The organism is Ideonella lacteola (genome assembly GCF_038066555.1).
In the GTDB taxonomy this organism is placed as follows: domain Bacteria; phylum Pseudomonadota; class Gammaproteobacteria; order Burkholderiales; family Burkholderiaceae_C; genus Ideonella; species Ideonella lacteola.
In genome coordinates, this window is the sequence record NZ_JBBUTG010000005.1 from 342207 (window position 1) to 358758 (window position 16552).

Here is a 16552-nt window from a genome sequence, read left to right on the forward strand (position 1 = left end):
CGGCCGCGGGGTGAACCCCATCCACCACCCCGGGCGGCACACGCACAAGATCTGCCGCATCGGACACCCACGGATCGGGGTCTGCGCGGTAGGCTTGACCCACTGCAAACTTTGCTGATGGCCGCATTGCTCGATATCGGCCGAACGTCAAGGCGTCGTCACACCCGATACATACAGTCCATCGCAGCTTCCTTGTCAGGACCCTGTGATGACAACTTATCGCCCGCTGCTCTGCCTGGCCCTGGTGGCCGCTTCGATCGGAACCGCCCGCGCCGAAACGACGTTGACCGTCTACACGGCGCTCGAAGCCGATCAGCTCAAGTCCTATCAAACGCTGTTCGAAGCCGAGAACCCCGGCATCAAGCTCAAGTGGGTGCGCGACTCCACCGGCATCATCACCGCGCGCCTGCTGGCCGAAAAGGCGGCCCCGCAGGCCGATGTGGTGATGGGTGTGGCCGCCAGCTCGCTGCTGATTCTCGAGCGCGAGGGGCTGCTGCAGCCGTATGCGCCGAAGGGCCTGGCGCAACTGGACAAGCGCTATGTCGACAGTGCGCCCGTGCCAAGCTGGGTGGGCATGGACGTCTGGGGCGCCACGGTGTGCTTCAACACTGTAGAGGCCGCCAAGCAGGGCCTGAAGAAGCCCGAGAGCTGGAAGGACCTGCTCAAGCCTGAGTACCGCGGCAAGATCGTGATGCCGCACCCGGCCTCCAGCGGCACCGGCTATTTCGACGTGACCGCGTGGCTGAAGATCTTCGGCGAGAACGATGGCTGGGCCTACATGGACAAACTGCACGACAACATCGCGCAGTACACGCATTCAGGCTCAAAGCCCTGCAAGCAAGCCGCGGCCGGTGAGTTCCCGATCGGCATTGCATTCGAGTACCGCGCTGCCAAGCTGAAAGAAGCCGGCGCGCCGATCGACCTCGTCTTTCCCACTGAAGGGCTGGGCTGGGACCTGGAAGCGACGGCCCTGATGAAGGGCAGCAAGAACAGCGACGCCGCCAAGAAGCTGGCCGATTGGGCCGCCTCGCGCCAAGCCAACGAGCTCTACGAGAAGAACTTCGCGATCGTGGCCTACCCCGGCGTGGCCAAGCCGAATGCGCACATCCCGGCGAACTACGAGCAGTTGCTGATCAAGCAAGACCTGCGTTGGTCGGCCGACAACCGCGACCGCATCCTGGCCGAGTGGACCAAGCGCTACGACGCGAAAGCCGAGCCCAAGCGCTGAGCGTTGGGCCGGAGCCCCGCCGACCACGGAACCTGCATGAACGCCCCACTCCACCCGACACCGGTCGCGATGGCCGCATCGATGCCCGCGCCGCAACGCCCGGCCTGGATGCGATTCGAAGGCATCACCAAGCGCTTCGGCACCTTCCAGGCCTTGGAGGGCATCGATCTGTCGGTGTCGCAGGGCGAGTTCGTCTGCCTGCTCGGGCCATCGGGTTGCGGCAAGACGACCTTGCTTCGGATCCTGGCGGGATTGGAGCAACAAGATTCAGGCCAGCTGTGGATGGGTGGCCGTGACATCAGCCGCGTGCCCCCTGCGGGGCGCGACTACGGAATCGTCTTCCAGTCGTACGCGCTGTTTCCCAACCTGAGCGTCACCGGCAACGTGGGCTATGGGCTGCGCACCTCGCCCGCGCAAAGGGCCCGCCGCGTGTCAGAGCTGCTGGACCTCGTCGGGCTGGCGGGCTGCGCTGACAAGTATCCCGCCCAGCTCTCGGGCGGGCAGCAGCAGCGCGTGGCCTTGGCCCGGGCGCTGGCGACATCGCCCAGCCTGCTGCTGCTGGACGAACCGCTCTCGGCGCTGGATGCGCAGGTGCGTGACCACCTGCGACGTGAACTGCGCGCCCTGCAGCGCAAGCTGGGCGTGACGACGGTGATGGTGACGCACGACCAGGAAGAAGCGCTCACCACGGCCGACACGATCGCCGTGATGAACGCCGGGCGCATCGAGCAGGTGGGCACACCCGAAGAGATCTACAGCCTGCCGCGCACACGTTTCGTGGCGGATTTCGTCGGCCATGCCAACTGGCTGCCAGTGCGTCGGCGGGCGGATGGCGCGATCGACATCGCCGGCCACGCCATCGACGCGCCGGCCGCTGCATGCACGCTGAAGCCAGGCGATAGCGGCACCTTGTTCTGCCGACCGGAAGACGTGGTCCTGCAGAGGCTCCCCGCACCCGGGTTGCTGGCCCGGGTGGAGCGCGTTGATTTCATGGGGGGCATTCGGCGCGTGGTGCTGACGCTGTGCGACCTTCCCTCGCTGCCGCTGATCGCCCATGTCATGGCGAACGACCCGGTGTGCACGCTGCTGCATCCCGGCTCACGGTGGCCGATCGGGCTGCGCAGCGAACGCGTGCGCTGCTTCGTTGACGTGGAAGGCGCGGCATGACACGGGCCGCGCTCGCTCGCTGGCCCACCACCCCACGCCCCCCGCGCTCGGCCGATGAGCGGTGGGCGGACGTACTGGCCTGGCTGCTCGCCGCCAGCCTCATCGTCTGCGTGGCCTGGCCGTTGGCCAGCATCTTGATCAAGGCGATGGAGACGCCCTCGGGCGAGCCCGCGGGCCTGGGGCCGCTGCTCGCCGCCGCCGCCGACCCGCGTTTGCGCGCCGCCATGTCCAACAGCGTGTCGCTGGCCCTGGCCAGCACGGCCATCGTGCTGCCCCTGGCAACGATCTTTGCCTACGCTCTGACCCGCTCGTGCCTGTGGGGCAAGCCGGTGTGGCGCGGCATCGCGTTGTCGCCGCTGCTGGCGCCTTCGTTGATGCCGGCCCTCTCATTGGTGTACCTGTTCGGCAACCAAGGGGTGCTGAAGTCGTGGCTGGGCTCCGCCTCCATTTACGGCCCGATCGGCATCGTGATGGGCGAGGTGTTCTACACGTTTCCGCACGCATTGCTGATCATCGCGACCAGCCTGGCCACCGCCGACCAGCGCGTGTACGAGGCGGCCGAGACACTGGGTGCAGGCCGAGTGCGGCGCTTCGCCACCGTGACCTTGCCCAGCGCGCGCTACGGGCTGGTGACCGCGGCGATGGTGACCTTCACCCTGGTGGTCACCGACTTCGGCGTGCCCAAGGTGATTGGCGGGACAACCCAGGTGCTGGCGCTGGAAGCCTACAAACAGGTCATCGGCCAGCAGAACTTCAACCGGGGCGCTGTCATCGGGCTCATGCTGCTGTTGCCCGCTTTGCTGAGCATGCTGGCCGAGCGGTACGTGGCACGCCGTCAGTCTGCATCGCTCAGCGGGCGGGCTGTGCTCTACCAGCCCCAACGCAACCACTGGCGGGACGCGCTGCTCGGCTTGTTCTGCCTGGCCATGGCCATGGGGCTGCTGGCCATGCTCGGCACGGCCATCGTCGCCTCGTTCATCAAGCTGTGGCCCTATCAGCTGGAGCTGACCCTCACCCACTACCAATTCGACGACGTCGACGGGGGCGGGTGGGCCGCTTTCTTCAACAGCATGCGGCTGTCGGCGGCCACAGCACTGGCGGGCACCGCGGCGGTCTTTCTCGGTGCGTACCTGAGCGCCAAGCTGCCGGTGCCGATGGTGCCGGCGGCCGTCATCCGATCTGTGTCGATGCTGCCGATGGCTGTTCCGGGCCTCGTGCTCGGCCTGGGCTACATCTTCTGCTTCAGCCAGCCTTCGCATCCTCTGCATGGGTTGTACGGCAGCATGACCCTGATGGTGCTCGCCACCATCGTTCATTTCTTCACCACCGCCTACCTCACGGTCGGCACGGCACTGGGCCATATCGCGCCCGAGATCGAGGCGGTGGGCCGCAGCCTGCGCCAACCGTGGTGGACGGGGTGCTGGCGCGTCACCTTGCCCATGGTCACGCCTGCGCTGCTCGACGCCGCACGATTCTTCTTCGTTTCCGGCATGAGCACCGTGAGCGCGGTGATCTTCCTCTACACGCCAGACACGCCTCTGGCCTCGATCGCCGTGCTCTCGATGGACGACGCCGGCGACACCGCCGCCGCCGCCGCGATGGCCACGCTGATCCTCGCCACCTCGGTGGTGGCCTCGCTGGGCTTCGGCGCGCTGGAGCGCGTGCTGCGCCAGAAGACCCAAGCCTGGCGTCCGAACTGAATTGACTTGTCTGCCCCTGTCCAACCCACCATGCGAGACGCCCTGCTTCTGACCCCCGGCCCCTTGACCACGTCACTGACCACCAAGACCGCGATGCTGCGGGATTGGGGCTCGTGGGATGCCGACTTCAATGCGATGACCGCCCGCGTGTGCCGACGCCTGGTGTCGCTGATCGACGGTGAAGGCGAGTACACCTGCGTACCGCTGCAGGGATCGGGCACCTTCGCGGTGGAAGCCGCGATCGGCACACTGGTGCCCCGCGAGGGCAAGCTGCTGGTGCTGGCCAATGGCGCCTACGGCCATCGCATGGCCCGGTTGACCGCGGTGATGGGCCGCGACGTCGAGGTGCTCGATGTCGGCGAGACGTCGCCCGTGGACCCGGCCCGCGTCGACGCCGCGCTGCGCGCCGACAAGCGCATCACCCACGTGGGCGTGATCCACTGCGAGACCAGCACCGGCATCCTGAATCCGCTCAGCGATGTGGCCCGGGTGGTGAACACCCATCGCCGTCGATTGATCGTCGATGCCATGAGCAGCTTCGGTGCCCTGGCGATTTCTGCACGCGAGATCGATTTCGACGCCGTCATCGCGAGCGCGAACAAGTGCCTGGAAGGCGTGCCCGGCATGGGCTTCGTGCTGGCGCGGCAATCGTCGCTGATGCAGGCGGAGGGGCGCGCTCATTCGCTGTCGCTCGACCTGCACGACCAGTGGTGCTACCTCGAACGCACGGGCCAATGGCGCTTCACGCCGCCCACCCACGTGGTGGCGGCCTTGGCACAGGCGCTGGACCAATTCGATGCCGAAGGCGGCCAGCCCGCCCGCCTGGCGCGCTACCAGGCCAACTGCCATGCGCTGCAGGAAGGCCTTCGCGCGATGGGCCTGCAACCCTTTCTGCCCGAACGGTGGCAGGCCCCCATCATCGTGACCGTGCACGCGCCCGCCCATCCCGCCTGGGACTTTGGCGACTTCTACCGACGCACCAAAGCCCGAGGGGTGGTGCTGTACCCCGGCAAGCTGACGACCGTGGAGACCTTCCGCGTCGGTTGCATCGGTGCCATCGACTCGAGCGACATCGACGCCGCGCTGGACGCGATGCGACGCAGCCTGGCCGACATGGGCATCCCGGCCTGAATCCCCCTGCCTCCCGACGGAATCCGCCATGTTCTCGACACTTCACCGCTACGAACGCCGCTACCAGGGGCCAATCCAGGCCGTCATCTTCGATTGGGCGGGCACGCTCGTCGACTTTGGCTCGTTCGCCCCGACCCAGGTGTTGATCGACGCCTTCAAGGGTTTCGGCATCGACATCTCGATGGAAGAGGCCCGCCAGCCGATGGGCTTGGCGAAGTGGGACCACATTCAGGCCCTGGGGCACCTGCCTGGCGTGGCCGCCCGATGGCAGGCAGCCCATGGCCGCCCCATGGCCCGGGGCGACGTCGACGCGATCTACGAAGCCTTCATGCCCTTGCAGATCGAGCGTGTGGCCGCCTATTCGGCGGTGATCCCGGGGGCCTTGGGTGTGCTGGCCGGGCTGCGCGAGCGCCAGGTGCGGATCGGCTCATGCACCGGCTACCCGCGCCAGGTGATGAACCAGCTGCTGCCCCACGCCGCGATGCAAGGGCTGGTGGTCGACCATGCGGTGGCCACTGACGATCTGAAGGCGGGGGGCCGACCAGGGCCCTGGATGGCGCTGGCCAACCTGATCGAGCTGGGCGTTCGGGAGGTGGCAGCCTGCGTGAAGGTGGACGACACCACACCCGGCATCGAGGAGGGCCTCTGCGCCGGCATGTGGACGGTCGGGCTGGCGGTCTCCGGCAACGAGTTGGGCTTGACCCTGGCCGAGTGGCACGGCCTCGACGCTGAATCCCAATCGCAACGCCGCGCCGCGGCAGGGCGCAAGCTGGCGCAGGCCGGCGCGCACGAGGTGGTCGGCACGATCGCCGATTTGCCCGCCGCCCTGTCGCGCATCGAAGCGCGCCTGGCACGCGGCGAACGGCCGTGAGCCGACGCGTCGCGATCATCGGTGCCGGCGTGGTGGGGCTGGCGCACGCGTGGGCGGCCGCCGAGCGTGGGCACCAGGTGACGGTCTTCGAACGCGATGCACAAGCGATCGGCGCTTCGGTGCGCAACTTCGGCCTGGGCCTGGTGCTGGGGCAGCCGCTGGGCGAGAGGCATGACCTCGCCCTGCGCAGCCGAGAGATCTGGCTCGGCCTGCTGCCCCGCATCGGCGCCTGGCACAAGGCCGAAGGCAGCCTCATGGTGGCCAGAGACGAGGTGCAGTGGCGGATGCTTCAGGCGTTTCAGGCGCTTCTGGGCGCCGACTACGCCACCCGCCTGATGACCGACGGTGACGTGGCACGCCAGGGCGCGCAGGGCCTCGGCGGTCTTTTCAGCCGACATGAGATTTCATTGGACGCCCGCGAGGCCATACCGCGGCTCACCGCCTGGTTGAAAGAGGCTCACGGGGTGGTCGTCCATCACGGCGCGCAGGTCCATGGCATCGAGTTACCTCTGGTGGAAACCAGCCACGGCCGATTCACCGCCGACGAGGTGGTGGTCTGTGCCGGACACGACTTCCAAACGCTGTACCCCAAGGTCTTTGCACCGCTGGGGCTGCGCCGATGTGCGCTGCAGATGCTGCGCCTGGCCGACCCGGGCATCCAGCTGAAGCCGGCACTTCTGACCGGGCTCTCGTGCCTGCACTACCCGTCGTTCACCCAACACGACGCCCTCACTGCGCCGCTGCACGCCTTGCGCCAGCACGTGCAGTCGACGCAACCCGATGTCTTGGCGCATGGCGTGCACCTCATCGTGCAGCAGGTGGGCGCCAACGCTGAATTGATCATCGGCGATTCGCACGACCATGGCGCGGCGCCGGCACCCTTCAACCGCGCGTCCATCGATGACCTGCTGCTCGCCGAAGCCGCCGTGTTGCTGCAGCGCCCGCTGCGCGTGTTGGAGCGATGGCAAGGGCTCTATGCAAGCGGGCCCAAGCCCTTCGAAGTCCATCAGCCCGCACCCGGGGTTCGCGTTGTCGCCATCACCTCTGGCGTGGGGATGAGCATCGCCTACGCGTTGGCAGAGCGTCACTTCGCGGAGTGATGGGCAGATGTTCGTCACCCAACTCAAGGCCTTCTTCACCGTGGCGCGGGTCGGCAGCGTGACGCGGGCGGCCAAGCAGCTGCGCCTCAGCCAACCGGCCGTCACCGCGCAGATCAAAGCGCTGGAAGCGCACTATGGCGTTGAGCTGTTTCACCGCCAAGGCGGCCGATTGCGGCTCAGCGACGAGGGCGTTCGCCTGCTGCCGGCGGTGGATCAACTGTTGCAAGACGAGATCAAGGTGGAGTTCGCGCTCCGCGAAGCGGGCGACAGCTACCGAGGCAGCTTGAGAGTCGGTGCCACCGCGCCGTACTACGTGCTCGGTCTCCTGCGCCAATATCGCGAGCGCTATCCGCTGGTCGAGATCGGCATGAGCGCCGGCAACTCGCAACAGATGATCGACGCCCTGCTCGAATCGCGGGTCGACGTGGCAACCTCTTCGCACCTGGAGAACGACAGGCGCCTGCACCGCATCGTGCTGGGTGACGATCCCTTGGTGCTGGCCCTGCACCGAAGCCATCCCCTGGCGACGCGACCAGTGCTGTCGTGGCACGACCTCACGGGCTGCGACCTGCTGCTGCGCGAGCAAGGCTCGATCACCAGGCGCCTGACCGAGCAGGTGCTCGACGACCACGGCATCACCCCCGTTCACGTCATCGAGATCGCGAGCCGAGAGGCCATCCGCGAGGCCATCTTGCGGCAGATGGGCGTCAGCGTCTTCGCCCGCCACGAGACAGGCAACCATCCAGACGTGGTGGTGCGGCCCTTCGCAGAGAAGACGCCACACGTCATCGAATACCTCTACTGCCTCGCCGAGCGCCGAGCATCCCGCCTCATCAAAGCCTTCATCGGCTTGGCCGAAGCTGGGCTTGATCCGGAGCACGGATGAACGGGGCCGGGCATCACAGGAGCGCGGGAGCGCGGGACAGGGACCCACAAAGAAAAAGGCCCAGAGCGCTGATGCTCCAGGCCCTCTTGCTACGCCGCGGGAAGCCCGCAAGCTTTGAATGGTGGAGCCGGGGGGAATTGAACCCCCGTCCGCAAGCCATCGCCAGGTAGATCTACATGCTTAGCTGACTGATTTGGTTCTCACGGGCCCGATCGCGCAGCAGCACGCTACCGGACTCGCCAGCCACTTGATCTCGTTTCCTGGCGCGTGGCCCATCAGGAAACCAGCCAATGTGAATGACCTCTCAGCTTCAGACCTTGCGGTCTTCAACCCGGCCCATTGGCCAACCGTTGAGAGGCTCACCGGTGTTAAGCGGCGAGGGCGAAACGTTCGTCGTTCGCAGTTACTTGATTCCAGTGGTTTAACGAGCGAACTGGTGCTCGGCATGCACTATCCCGACTCCGCACCCACGTCGAAACCAGGTCGGCCCCAGGAGAACTTGTAGTTTAGGCCAGATCCAGCCACTTCAAGAGGTCGATCGGGCCTTCGATGATCACATCAGCCTCCCATTGCTCGACGCCCTCACCTTGGCCCAGGTAGCCCCAGGCGGCCACCGCCGTCGTCATACCCGCCGCACGCCCGGCCTGCACATCTCGCAGATCGTCTCCCACATACACGCATTCGGCCGGGGCGTGGCCGAGGCGGCGCGCGGCTTCCCACAGCGGCTCGGGGTGCGGTTTGGCATGGGGCGTGGTGTCTCCGCAGACAAGCGCCCCGGCCCGCGGCGACAGGCCCAAGCCTTCGGCCACCGGTACCGCGAACCGCGTGGCCTTGTTCGTGACGATGCCCCAGGCGATGCCTGCGGCTTCGAGCGACGACAGCAGCTGCAAGACCCCGTCGAAGATCGCCGTGCGATCCAGCATGCCCCGCTCGTACCAAGCCAGGAAAGCATCCCGCAGGGCTTCGAAGCGCTCGTCCCCGGGCGCCACGCCAAAGGCGAGGCCCACCATGCCGCGCGCGCCGGCGCCCACCATGGGGCGCAAGTGCTCGTAGGGCAATGGCTCCAGACCATGTTCCTGGCGCAAGGCATTGGCCGCGCCGGCCAGATCGGGGGCGCTGTCGATGAGCGTGCCATCCAGGTCGAACAGCACGGCACGCGGCTTGCGCCGCGTGGCATCTTGGCGCTGCGGGCTCATGCCGGCCAGCGGCACGCGACCAGGTAGTTCACATCGGTGTTGGCAGACAACCAGTAGCGCTTGGTCAACGGGTTGTATTCCATGCCCTTGAACTGGTCGATCTCGAGACCCGCGTCGCGCGCAAAGCGAGCCAGCTCGCTGGGCCTGATGAAGCGCGCGTACTCGTGCGTGCCCTTCGGCAGCAAACCCAGCACATGCTCGGCACCCACGATGGCGAAAAGGAAAGACTTCGGGTTGCGATTCAGCGTCGAGAAGAAGACCCACCCACCCGGCTTCACCAACTGGGCACAGGCTTGCACCACCGATGCGGGCTCGGGCACATGTTCCAGCATCTCCATGCAGGTGACGACATCGAAGCTGGCCGGTCGCTCCGCAGCGAGCTGCTCGACGGCCACTTCACGGTAGGTGAGGCTCTCAACGCCTGCTTCCATCGCGTGAAGCTGCGCCACCTTCAGCGGCTTGGTCGACAGGTCGATGCCCAGCACCTTGGCGCCCCTGCGGGCCATCGACTCTGCCAGGATGCCGCCGCCGCAGCCCACATCCACCACATCTTGCCCCGGCAGCGCAGCCAGGCTGGCGATCCAATCCAGCCGCAGCGGATTGATCTGATGCAAAGGGCGGAATTCGCCCTCCGGATCCCACCAACGGTGCGCGAGGTCACCGAATTTGGCGAGTTCTTGCGGATCGGCATTCACGGTGGTTTGGCTCATGTTGGCAATGTTAATGATGCAGCGAATCGGCCGGCGCCAGGGGCTCAGAAAGCCCGCTGCCGACCCAGAAAAAAAAAACCCCGCCGAGGCGGGGTTTCGGGCAAAACCAGCGTACTGGTTATTGCTTGGCGCGGGTGCCAACGACTTCGATTTCAACGCGGCGGTTCTTCGCCTTGCCTTCACGAGTCTTGTTGTCGGCCACGGGCTGCTTCTCGCCCTTGCCTTCGGTGTAGACGCGATTCTTCTCGATGCCCTTCTCGACCAGGTAGGTCTTGACGGACTCGGCGCGCTTGACCGACAGCTTCTGGTTGTACGTGTCGGAGCCGTCGCTGTCGGTGTGACCGACGGCGATGATGACTTCCAGGTTCACGCCCTTGGTCTTGCTGACCAGGTCATCCAGCTTCGCCTTGGCTTCGGGCTTCAGCACAGCCTTGTCGACATCGAAGAAGGCATCAGCAGCGTAGGTGACCTTCTCGCTCACCGGAGCGGCCGGCGGCGGGGGCGGGGGCGGCGGAGCAACCGGAGCGGGAGCCGGCGCCGGGGGCGGCGGGGCAACCGGCGGCGGCGGCGGCGGCTTCACGGCGCCGTCGCAGTTCTCCGCGGCGGTGGCGGGCGTCCAGTTGGCATCGCGCCAGCAGAGTTCGTTCGTGCCGTTCTTCCACACCAGCGAGCCATCGCCGTTGCGCCAGTTGTCGACTGACTTCTGGGCAAACGCGCTGGGCAGGGGCGCGGCAAGCGCGGCCGATGCGAAGAGCATCGCCACCTTGTTCAATTTCTTCATTGATTCTCCTCTCAAGGAAAGCCGCAGTTGCCTGCGATACGTCCGCATAGGAAGCGAAGTTTTCAGGGCAAACACTGCTGTTTCCAGTGCTTGCCACCGACGACTCATTGTGCCATACGGTCTCGGATGAGCCGCATTTTGGGGCGGTGCGCGCCGGGGTGCGCGCGCCATGTTGCGGCGCCACCACAAGGCGGCGACCGTAGAATCGTCTTTTTCGCGGTTACCGCTTTGCACGCCCGTGCAACGGCGCGCCAAAACAGGCCTTCAGCCCGCCCTCGCCTCGATGACCTCATTCGCCAAGGAAACCCTGCCCATCAGCCTCGAAGAGGAGATGCGGCGCTCGTATCTAGATTACGCGATGAGCGTGATCGTCGGGCGTGCACTGCCCGACGCGCGCGATGGACTCAAGCCCGTGCACCGGCGCGTGCTGTTCGCCATGCATGAGCTGGGCAACTCATGGAATCGGCCTTACAAGAAATCGGCTCGCATCGTCGGCGATGTGATCGGTAAGTACCACCCCCACGGCGACACGGCGGTGTACGACACAATCGTGCGCATGGCGCAAGACTTCTCGCTGCGCCACATGCTGGTGGATGGCCAGGGCAATTTCGGCTCGGTGGACGGCGACAACGCCGCCGCGATGCGATACACCGAAATCCGCCTGTCGAAGATCGCGCACGAAATGCTGGCCGACATCGACAAGGAGACCGTCGATTTCGGGCCCAACTATGACGGCTCCGAGAAAGAGCCTCTGGTGCTGCCCACGCGGCTGCCGAACCTGCTCGTCAACGGCGCAGCCGGCATTGCGGTGGGCATGGCCACGAACATCCCGCCGCACAACCTCAATGAGGTGGTGGATGCCTGCCTGCACCTGTTGAAAGCGCCCGAGGCCACCATCGACGAGTTGATGGAGATCATCCCGGCGCCGGATTTCCCGACCGCGGGCATCATCTACGGCCTCAATGGTGTACGCGAGGGCTATCGCACCGGACGCGGCAAGGTGGTGATGCGCGCGAAGGTGCACTTCGAAGACATCGATCGCGGCGCTCGCCAGGCGATCATCGTTGACGAGATCCCCTACCAGGTCAACAAGAAGACGCTGCTGGAGCGCATTGCTGAGCTGGTGCACGAGAAGAAGATCGAGGGCATCAGCCACATCCAGGACGAGTCCGACAAGTCCGGCATGCGGGTCGTGATCGAGCTCAAGCGCGGCGAAGTGCCCGAGGTCGTGCTGAACAACCTGTACAAGCAGACCCAGCTGCAGGACACGTTCGGCATCAACATGGTGGCGCTGATCGATGGTCAGCCGAAGCTGTGCAACATCAAGCAGTTGCTCGAGATCTTCCTCGAGCACCGTCGCGAAGTGGTCACCCGCCGCACGGTGTACGAACTGCGCAAGGCCCGCGAGCGCGGCCACCTGCTGGAAGGCCAGGCGGTGGCGCTGGCCAACATCGACGAGTTCATCCGCATCATCAAGGAATCACCGACCCCGCCGATGGCCAAGACGGCCTTGATGGCGGTGAGCTGGGATTCTTCCCTGGTGCGCGAAATGCTGGCGCGCGCCGAAGGCGATACGCCCGGCGGCCGCGAGGCCTATCGGCCCGAAGGCCTGCCGACGCACTACGGCATGCAGCCCGATGGCCTCTACCGGTTGTCTGACGATCAGGCCAGCGAAATCCTGCAGATGCGCCTGCAGCGCCTGACCGGCCTGGAACAGGACAAGGTCATCGGCGAGTACAAGGAAGTGATGGCCGTCATCGCCGACTTGCTGGACATCCTCGCCAAGCCGGCCCGCGTGACGACCATCATCAGCGACGAGCTCACCGCCCTGCGCCTGGAGTTCGGCCAGACGAAGCTCGGCGAGCGTCGCTCGGTGGTCGAGCACAACGTGCAGGAGCTGGGCACGGAAGACCTGATCACGCCCACCGACATGGTCGTGACGCTCAGCCATACCGGCTACATCAAGAGCCAGCCCTTGGCCGAGTACCGCGCCCAACGTCGAGGCGGCCGGGGCAAACAGGCGGCGCAGACCAAGGATGACGACTGGATCGATCAGCTCTTCATCGCCAACACGCACGACTGGATTCTCTGCTTCTCCAACCGGGGCCGCGTGTATTGGTTGAAGGTGTGGGAGGTACCGCAAGGCGGGCGCGCTTCGCGCGGCAAGCCCATCGTGAACATGTTCCCGCTGCAGCAGGAAGAGAAGATCACCGTGGTGCTGCCGTTGACCGGCGAGTTCCGCAGCTTCCCTGCCGATCACTACGTGTTCATGTGCACCGCGCTCGGCACGGTGAAGAAGACGGCGCTCGACGAGTTCAGCAACCCCCGCAAGGCCGGCATCATCGCCGTGGACCTGGACGAGGGCGACTACCTGATCGGCGCCGCCCTCACCGACGGCAAGCACGATGTGATGCTCTTCAGCGATGGCGGCAAGGCCGTGCGTTTCGACGAAGACGACGTGCGCGCGATGGGCCGCAACGCCCGCGGTGTGCGCGGCATGATGCTTGAAGACGGGCAGAGCGTGATCGCGATGCTGGTGGCTGAGGATGAGACGCAAAGCGTGCTGACGGCCACTCAGAACGGCTACGGCAAGCGCACCTCGATCGTCGAGTACACACGCCATGGCCGCGGCACCAAGGGCATGATCGCCATCCAGCAGAGCGAACGCAACGGCAAGGTCGTGGCCGCCACGCTGGTGCGCCCGAATGACGAGATCATGCTGATCACCGACAAGGGCGTGTTGGTCCGCACCCGCGTCAGCGAGATCCGCGAGCTCGGCCGCGCCACCCAGGGCGTGACCCTGATCGCGCTCGACGATGGCTCCAAACTCTCCGGCCTGCAGCGCATCGTGGAGAACGACGCTCAGACCGAATCCGACAACGACACCGAAGGCGGCTCGCCGTCCAACGAAGAAGGCACCGCATGACGCTGCGTAAGTACACCCCACCCGCCCTGCTGCTGGTGGCTCTGCTGGCCGGCTCGCCCATGGCGCAGGCCCAGACCAAAAAAGAACTGGTGGCCAAGGTCATCCAGTTGCAGCAGCCCGCGGTGGATGCGCTGTCGGCCAGCATCGCACGCGACACCGCCGCACGCATGATGGACGCGGCGGGCCAAGCGCTGGCTGGCGTTCCGACAGACAAGCGTGAAGCGCTCGGCAAGCAGGTGCAGGCGGACATCAAGGCCTTCTACGAAGACGTGCAAGCCAAGCTGCACGACAGCGGCGTGAAGATTGCACCCACGACGCTGGGCCCCCTGCTCGAGGAAAAGTTCTCGGAAGACGAGCTGAAGCAGATCGCGGTCTGGCTCGAATCACCGGCGGCCAAGAAGTTCCAGCAGTTGGGTGGCGAGATGCAGTCGCAACTGTCGCGCAAGCTGGTTGAAGACACCCGCCCCGCAGTCGAGCCGAAACTGAAGGCGCTGGAGCAGACGCTGCAGAAGCGCTTCGCACAAGCCGCACCCGCCGCCGCGAGCGCACCGAGCGCCCCCGCTTCAGGTGCCAAGCCTGCCGCCGCCCCTGCCAAGAAGAAGTAACCCTGAACGCTGCCATCCGCCCGCACGATGCCCACAGCAAATCCACGCCCATTCAACTTCTCTGCCGGCCCTGCCACCCTGCCCGAGCCGGTGCTGCGTCAGGCAGCCGAAGAGATGCTGGACTGGCACGGCTGTGGCATGGGCGTGATGGAGATGAGCCACCGGGGCAAGGAGTTCATCAGCATCCATGAACAGGCGGTGGCCACGCTGCGCGAGCTGCTGGCGGTGCCGTCGAACTTCCATGTCCTGTTCATGCAGGGCGGCGGCCTCGGCGAAAACGCCATCGTGCCGATGAACCTGGCCGGCCCCCAACCCGGCGGCCTGGTCGACGTGGTGGTCACCGGCTCGTGGAGCAAGAAGTCGCTTGCCGAAGCGCAGCGCTACGCCGATGCGCGCGCCGCGGCGAGCAACGACGCCGACGGACGCTCGGCCATCCCCGCCCCCGGCACGTGGCAGTTGCGCGAGGGCGCAGCCTACGTGCACGTGTGCTCGAACGAGACCATCGACGGCCTTGAAATGGCCGAGCTGCCTGACCTGGCCGCCCTCGGCTGCCGCTCACCGCTGGTGGCCGATTGCTCGTCGCACATCCTGTCGCGCACCATCGACTGGAGCCGCGCCGGCGTCGTGTTTGCTGGCGCGCAGAAGAACATCGGCCCAGCAGGATTGACGCTGGTGTTCGTGCGCGACGATCTGCTCGGTCGCGCACTGCCGATCTGTCCTTCGGCCTTCGACTACTCGGTGGTCGCCGCGCACGGCTCGATGTTCAACACGCCCCCCACCTATGCGATCTACGTCGCCGGGTTGGTTTTCGAATGGGTCAAGGCCCAAGGCGGTGTGGCCGAGATGGACCGGCGCGCGGCGGAGAAATCCGCCCTGCTGTACAACTACCTGGACGATTGCGGTGGCTTCTACCGCAATCGGGTTGCCTTAACCGCACGTTCTCGCATGAACGTGCCCTTCTTCCTTCACAACGAATCCCTGAACGACGCCTTCCTGGCCGGCGCACGCGAAGCCGGTTTGTTGCAGCTCAAGGGCCACAAGTCCGTGGGCGGCATGCGGGCCTCCCTGTACAACGCCATGCCGCTGGCCGGGGTGCAAGCCCTGGTCGGCTACATGAAGGACTTTGCCCGCCGCCATGGCTGAACCCGCCGCCTCTCCCATCGCCCCCGAATTGCTGGCCCTGCGGCAGCAGATTGACGCGCTCGATCGCGAACTGCTGGGCTTGCTCAATCGCCGCGCCGGCTTGGCGCTTGCCGTAGGTGAGTTGAAGAAACAGGAGGGCTCGGTCGTCTTCCGGCCCGAGCGCGAAGCGCAGGTCATCGACGGCCTGAAAGCCACTAACCCGGGCCCGCTGGGCACCGACAGCGTCGCACCCATCTGGCGCGAGATCATGTCGGCCTGCCGTGCCCTGGAGACACCGACTCGCGTGGCGTACCTCGGGCCGGCCGGCACCTTCAGCGAAGAGGCCGCGTTGGGCTTCTTCGGTTCGTCGATCGTGCGGGTGCTGTGTGCCAGCATCGACGAGGTGTTTGCGATGACGGCGGCCGGCGCCGCTGATTTCGGCGTGGTGCCGGTCGAGAACTCCAACGAAGGCGTGGTCGCCCGTTCGCTCGACATCCTGTTGACCACGCCGTTGTTCATCATCGGCGAGACGAGCCTGTTCGTGCGGCAGAACTTGCTGCGCAAGGACAACGCGCTCGAAGGCATCGACGTGGTCTGCGCGCATCCGCAGGCGCTGGCGCAATGCCACGGCTGGCTGTCCAACCATTTGCCGCATGCCGAGCGCCGTCCGGCCTCCAGCAACGCCGAGGGCGCCCGGCAAGCCGCACAGAACCCGAAGATGGCCGCGATTGCGAGCACACGTGCGAGCAGCGAATACGGTCTGCATGTGGTGGCACCAGCCATTCAAGACGACCCGCACAACCGCACCCGGTTTGCCATCGTCACCGATCCGCACCGCCACCCGGCGCCCAAGGCATCGGGACACGACTGCACCAGCCTGATCGTCTCCGTGACGAACCGGCCCGGCGCCGTGCACGACATGCTGGTGCCACTGAAAAAGCACGGCGTGTCGATGACACGCTTCGAATCACGCCCTGCCCGCTCAGGCCAGTGGGAGTACTACTTCTACATCGACCTGCAAGGCCACCCGGACGAACCGCACGTGAGCACCGCGCTGAAGGAGTTGCGCGACGTCTGTGCGTTCTTCAAGGTGTTGGGCACCTACCCGCTGGACGTTCACTGACCGAAT

General features: G+C 66.0%; 14 protein-coding genes and 1 other RNA gene. 11 read left to right on the forward strand and 4 right to left on the reverse strand.

Annotated elements, in window-relative coordinates:
- Positions 1 to 208 precede the first annotated feature (208 nt).
- From AACH06_RS11570 to AACH06_RS11600, 7 genes are all read left to right on the forward strand, one after another.
- Entirely contained in the window at positions 209 to 1228 is a 1020-nt protein-coding gene (locus AACH06_RS11570) for a putative 2-aminoethylphosphonate ABC transporter substrate-binding protein (protein ID WP_341425835.1), read from the forward strand.
- A gap of 69 nt (positions 1229 to 1297) precedes the next feature.
- The gene (locus AACH06_RS11575) at positions 1298 to 2395 is read left to right on the forward strand and encodes a putative 2-aminoethylphosphonate ABC transporter ATP-binding protein (protein WP_423222018.1); all 1098 of its coding nucleotides are present in this window, start codon (positions 1298 to 1300) and stop codon (positions 2393 to 2395) included.
- Positions 2392 to 4095, forward strand: a complete 1704-nt coding sequence (locus AACH06_RS11580; protein WP_341425836.1) for a putative 2-aminoethylphosphonate ABC transporter permease subunit — start codon at positions 2392 to 2394, stop codon at positions 4093 to 4095. The genes AACH06_RS11575 and AACH06_RS11580 overlap by 4 nt, the downstream gene beginning before the upstream one ends.
- A 30-nt stretch (positions 4096 to 4125) precedes the next feature.
- Positions 4126 to 5226: a 2-aminoethylphosphonate--pyruvate transaminase gene (locus AACH06_RS11585; protein WP_341425837.1), complete on the forward strand. Its 1101-nt coding sequence runs from the start codon at positions 4126 to 4128 to the stop codon at positions 5224 to 5226.
- A gap of 28 nt (positions 5227 to 5254) precedes the next feature.
- Positions 5255 to 6097, forward strand: a complete 843-nt coding sequence (gene phnX, locus AACH06_RS11590) for a phosphonoacetaldehyde hydrolase (protein ID WP_341425838.1) — start codon at positions 5255 to 5257, stop codon at positions 6095 to 6097.
- Positions 6094 to 7197 carry a TIGR03364 family FAD-dependent oxidoreductase gene (locus AACH06_RS11595; RefSeq protein WP_341425839.1) on the forward strand — a complete coding sequence of 368 codons (1104 nt, stop codon included), beginning with the start codon at positions 6094 to 6096 and terminating at the stop codon, positions 7195 to 7197. Before phnX ends, AACH06_RS11595 begins: the two co-directional genes overlap by 4 nt.
- A gap of 7 nt (positions 7198 to 7204) precedes the next feature.
- The gene (locus tag AACH06_RS11600) at positions 7205 to 8083 is read left to right on the forward strand and encodes a LysR substrate-binding domain-containing protein (RefSeq protein ID WP_341425840.1); all 879 of its coding nucleotides are present in this window, start codon (positions 7205 to 7207) and stop codon (positions 8081 to 8083) included.
- Positions 8084 to 8202: 119 nt separating this feature from the next.
- On the opposite strand, the gene ssrA is transcribed toward AACH06_RS11600, so the two are convergent.
- The 4 genes from ssrA to ompA form a co-directional block, all read right to left on the reverse strand.
- Positions 8203 to 8574, reverse strand: a transfer-messenger RNA (tmRNA) gene (ssrA, locus tag AACH06_RS11605).
- A gap of 15 nt (positions 8575 to 8589) precedes the next feature.
- The gene (gene gph, locus AACH06_RS11610; protein ID WP_341425841.1) at positions 8590 to 9279 is read right to left on the reverse strand and encodes a phosphoglycolate phosphatase; all 690 of its coding nucleotides are present in this window, start codon (positions 9277 to 9279) and stop codon (positions 8590 to 8592) included.
- Entirely contained in the window at positions 9276 to 9989 is a 714-nt protein-coding gene (gene ubiG, locus AACH06_RS11615; protein ID WP_341425842.1) for a bifunctional 2-polyprenyl-6-hydroxyphenol methylase/3-demethylubiquinol 3-O-methyltransferase UbiG, read from the reverse strand. Before ubiG ends, gph begins: the two co-directional genes overlap by 4 nt.
- A 118-nt stretch (positions 9990 to 10107) precedes the next feature.
- A complete protein-coding gene (gene ompA / locus AACH06_RS11620) occupies positions 10108 to 10770 on the reverse strand; it encodes an outer membrane protein OmpA (protein WP_341425843.1) in 663 nt (220 codons plus the stop codon).
- A 283-nt stretch (positions 10771 to 11053) separates the two neighbouring features.
- On the opposite strand from ompA, the gene gyrA reads away from it, so the two are divergent.
- The 4 genes from gyrA to pheA are packed head-to-tail and all read left to right on the forward strand — an operon-like array spanning position 11054 to position 16546.
- Positions 11054 to 13696, forward strand: a complete 2643-nt coding sequence (gyrA, locus tag AACH06_RS11625; protein WP_341425844.1) for a DNA gyrase subunit A — start codon at positions 11054 to 11056, stop codon at positions 13694 to 13696.
- On the forward strand, positions 13693 to 14301 hold the full coding sequence (locus tag AACH06_RS11630) for a DUF2059 domain-containing protein (protein ID WP_341425846.1): 609 nt from the start codon (positions 13693 to 13695) through the stop codon (positions 14299 to 14301). The genes gyrA and AACH06_RS11630 overlap by 4 nt, the downstream gene beginning before the upstream one ends.
- A 27-nt stretch (positions 14302 to 14328) precedes the next feature.
- Positions 14329 to 15444 carry a 3-phosphoserine/phosphohydroxythreonine transaminase gene (gene serC / locus AACH06_RS11635; protein ID WP_341425848.1) on the forward strand — a complete coding sequence of 372 codons (1116 nt, stop codon included), beginning with the start codon at positions 14329 to 14331 and terminating at the stop codon, positions 15442 to 15444.
- On the forward strand, positions 15437 to 16546 hold the full coding sequence (gene pheA, locus AACH06_RS11640) for a prephenate dehydratase (RefSeq protein WP_341425849.1): 1110 nt from the start codon (positions 15437 to 15439) through the stop codon (positions 16544 to 16546). The genes serC and pheA overlap by 8 nt, the downstream gene beginning before the upstream one ends.
- Positions 16547 to 16552: the final 6 nt, after the last annotated feature.

Excerpts from the sequence above, each read along its gene's own strand:
- AACH06_RS11570 (WP_341425835.1), top strand. The coding sequence starts at position 209 with ATGACAACTTATCGCCCGCTGCTCTGCCTGGCCCTGGTGGCCGCTTCG.
- AACH06_RS11575 (WP_423222018.1), top strand. The coding sequence starts at position 1,298 with ATGGCCGCATCGATGCCCGCGCCGCAACGCCCGGCCTGGATGCGATTC.
- AACH06_RS11580 (WP_341425836.1), top strand. The coding sequence starts at position 2,392 with ATGACACGGGCCGCGCTCGCTCGCTGGCCCACCACCCCACGCCCCCCG.
- AACH06_RS11585 (WP_341425837.1), top strand. The coding sequence starts at position 4,126 with ATGCGAGACGCCCTGCTTCTGACCCCCGGCCCCTTGACCACGTCACTG.
- phnX (WP_341425838.1), top strand. The coding sequence starts at position 5,255 with ATGTTCTCGACACTTCACCGCTACGAACGCCGCTACCAGGGGCCAATC.
- AACH06_RS11600 (WP_341425840.1), top strand. The coding sequence starts at position 7,205 with ATGTTCGTCACCCAACTCAAGGCCTTCTTCACCGTGGCGCGGGTCGGC.
- gph (WP_341425841.1), bottom strand. The coding sequence starts at position 9,279 with ATGAGCCCGCAGCGCCAAGATGCCACGCGGCGCAAGCCGCGTGCCGTG.
- ubiG (WP_341425842.1), bottom strand. The coding sequence starts at position 9,989 with ATGAGCCAAACCACCGTGAATGCCGATCCGCAAGAACTCGCCAAATTC.
- ompA (WP_341425843.1), bottom strand. The coding sequence starts at position 10,770 with ATGAAGAAATTGAACAAGGTGGCGATGCTCTTCGCATCGGCCGCGCTT.
- gyrA (WP_341425844.1), top strand. The coding sequence starts at position 11,054 with ATGACCTCATTCGCCAAGGAAACCCTGCCCATCAGCCTCGAAGAGGAG.
- AACH06_RS11630 (WP_341425846.1), top strand. The coding sequence starts at position 13,693 with ATGACGCTGCGTAAGTACACCCCACCCGCCCTGCTGCTGGTGGCTCTG.
- serC (WP_341425848.1), top strand. The coding sequence starts at position 14,329 with ATGCCCACAGCAAATCCACGCCCATTCAACTTCTCTGCCGGCCCTGCC.
- pheA (WP_341425849.1), top strand. The coding sequence starts at position 15,437 with ATGGCTGAACCCGCCGCCTCTCCCATCGCCCCCGAATTGCTGGCCCTG.